The sequence below is a fragment of the Dehalococcoidales bacterium genome (genome assembly GCA_030698765.1).
In the GTDB taxonomy this organism is placed as follows: domain Bacteria; phylum Chloroflexota; class Dehalococcoidia; order Dehalococcoidales; family UBA2162; genus JAUYMF01.
Window position 1 is genome coordinate 1 of the sequence record JAUYMF010000049.1, and the last position, 2,765, is coordinate 2,765.

The 2,765-nt window shown below is 54.1% G+C and carries 3 protein-coding genes; all 3 read left to right on the forward strand.

What is annotated here, in order from left to right; all coding sequences use genetic code 11:
* The first annotated feature begins 398 nt into the window (after positions 1-398).
* The gene (cutA, locus tag Q8Q07_02505; GenBank protein ID MDP3879162.1) at positions 399-710 is read left to right on the forward strand and encodes a divalent-cation tolerance protein CutA; all 312 of its coding nucleotides are present in this window, start codon (positions 399-401) and stop codon (positions 708-710) included.
* A gap of 147 nt (positions 711-857) precedes the next feature.
* Positions 858-2,057, forward strand: a complete 1,200-nt coding sequence (locus Q8Q07_02510) for a DNA double-strand break repair nuclease NurA (GenBank protein ID MDP3879163.1) — start codon at positions 858-860, stop codon at positions 2,055-2,057.
* A 255-nt stretch (positions 2,058-2,312) separates the two neighbouring features.
* Positions 2,313-2,453, forward strand: coding sequence for a hypothetical protein (locus tag Q8Q07_02515; GenBank protein ID MDP3879164.1), 141 nt, complete (start codon positions 2,313-2,315; stop codon positions 2,451-2,453).
* Positions 2,454-2,765 lie beyond the last annotated feature (312 nt).

The following is a 2,765-nucleotide window of genomic DNA, read 5'->3' on the forward strand; positions in this document are numbered from 1 at the left end:
ACTCCGGTCAGGGGCGAGCGGTAGCTTTTGGCCACCGTAACGGCAAACATCGGCCCGGGTATCATTACCCCGGAGAGTGAAATGACGACGACACTGAGCAGCACCGGCAGCATAAAAATACCTCGCTCCATTGTAGCACACCCGTCTTTCCGGTGCTCCGGCATGGCATCATCAGAGTTACTCAGAGTTTTTCTTCCCTTTTATAAAGGAGAAATAGAGGGATTTCAGGCGTCAAAATCCCCCTTAATCCTCCTTTTCCAAAGGGGGAACTGAAACGCGACGGGTTTTTCAGCACCTTGCTGAGGGGTAGGGTTCACCAGACCGCAACGATAAAACCGCAGCGCTCAAACAGAAGCATCGCTTGAGTTCACCATTTCGATGGATTATACTCTAAGCAAATGCAGTGCTATGACATCCAGATAACCGCCAGAGACGAAAGCGAAGCCCGGAAAATAGGCAGGATGCTGGTTGAGGAAAAACTGGCTGCCTGTGTCAATATCCACCCGATACAGTCAATTTACCGGTGGCAGGGGAAGATTGAGGAAGAAACCGAGGCGGCGATGCTGGTCAAGACCAAAGCCACGCTGGTCGACGAGGTTATCGAGAGGGTGAAAGAGCTGCACTCTTACCAGGTCCCCTGTGTTATTGCTTTGCCCATAGAGAAGGGTAACCCCGATTATCTGCAATGGATTGAAGAATCAACGAGGTAGAGGAGTGAGTGTGAACAACGGCTTGTCATTGCGAGGGCGAAGCCCGAAGCAATCCGTGAACCGGAGAAACGGATTGCTTCGCTACGCTCGCAATGACGTGACTCTCCGGATAGATTGGTGGTTATTAAACACTATTAGAGGAAGGAAATGTCTTTAGACTTGACCAGGGTAGTTTCGCAGGTAGGAGAGATGGTCAGCCGGCTCAAGTCTGACAGTGAGGAAAAGCGGCGACACCTTCAGCAGGCTCTGGACACGGCCGGTAATGACGCCCTTGACCTCGATGGCCTGAAAAAGAAAATCACTGACAGCAAGACCACCTGGCTGGTGGCGGGGCTGGTCGACGGGCTGGCAAGGCGCTACCCGGCGACACCCCTGCCCGACGAGTTCACCGTCATCGCCAGCGATGGCTCTCACATCGACGTTGACCGCAACCAGTCGATCCGCTGCTACCTGATAAACATCGGCAGTGTCGCCCTCCATTACGGCGCCAGCCCCGGCGCAGTCCTGGAGAGCCATCCCCGCCTCTACGCGGGGGATGAAGACCTGGTTATCCGGCCGGCTGGGGCCAGGGGACGCGAGCAGCCGGTAGAAGGCGCGCTGCTGGGCATCAAGCGCGGCGTTGACGAGTGCCGCCGGCTAACGGAGATGGCGGCGGAACTGCCGCCAAATAGTACGACACTGGCACTGCTCGACGGCACGCTGATTCTGTGGGGACTGGAGGCTTACCCGGAGTTTGTCAGTGAGGCATTGCTGGACAAAGGTCTTTTAAGCTGCTTCAACGAGATGCGGAGTATTAGCCGGAAGAAACAACTGGCCTTGGCCAGCTACATCAGCTACCCCCGCAGCAACGACGTGGTCAATACCCTGCGGGTGGCGCTCTGCCCGCAGGGTATTGTTGATAGTGACAGGTGCTGCCCGACCTGCCAGTCCAGGGAGTGTGACGCCGTATCTGGTGTCCGTGACCGGGAGCTTTTCGCCGGTATTTTAGACCGGGGTGAAAGGTCGGCGCTCTTTATCAGCCGGTCATCCGTAGTCCGGAAGCGCTACGGGGAGCACCAGATTTACTTCTTCTACCTGAGACTGGATGATGAGATCGCCCGCGTGGAGATTCCGGAATGGGTGGCCCGGGATGAAAGTTTGCTTAATCTGACACATTGCCTGGTCTTAGACCAGTGCCGGCGGGGGCAGGGCTACCCGGTGGCGCTCTCCGAAGCCCACGAGCAGGCAGTGGTCACCACCGCCGATAGAGAGAACTTCTGGGCACTGGTGGAGTCATTACTGGTGGACGAAAAACTGCCCGCCACCACCTCCGCCAAGAGTTTCAGCAAAAAGACGAGGTGGGTCTAGATGATGCTTGTATCATGTGTCATTGCGAGGAACGTAGTGACGAAGCAATCCGTGTGGTGGAGGGGTAATCCTCATTCACCCCATCCAGATTGCTCCGCCTCCCGGTGAATCGGGATGGTCTGGCAATGACACGGGCAGGACTAATTATGGAATCCCTTTTGACAAAAGGGGACAAGGGGGATTTAAATAGTAGTCTCCTCAGACTCCCGACTGAAGGGAGAATAAGAAGGGGGCTAAAATGACGGAGGAAAGAAGATGAAAAGTGGAGGAGCATCAGGTGGGGCTATCTGGTTCATCGGCTGGCTGTTCACAATCGGCTATGCCAACCTGGTCTGGTGGAAAATCCTGCTCGGCATCATCATCTGGCCGTACTATCTGGGGGTAGCCGTACGCTAAATCTACCTCCTTATGAATACTCCAGAGAAAGGGTGATCAGGTGGATTAAAAGGCTTGGATTTCAAAATCACTTTCAATCTTCCTTATAGTAAAGGGAGAGGTTTTAATTACAGACTTGTGTCAGGACAAACCTGGGGGATAGACCATATAAGGGAATAAAGGAGGAGAAGTAATGGGCAGCAAAGGCAGAAAAAGTGTTAAGAAACCCAAGCAAGACAAGCAGAAACCAGGGCAGAAAGAGGAAGTGAAGAAGAAATAGAGTGTCTAAGAGAGGCTCCGCCTCTCTTTCATGAAGGGGAAGGTGTCCGTAAA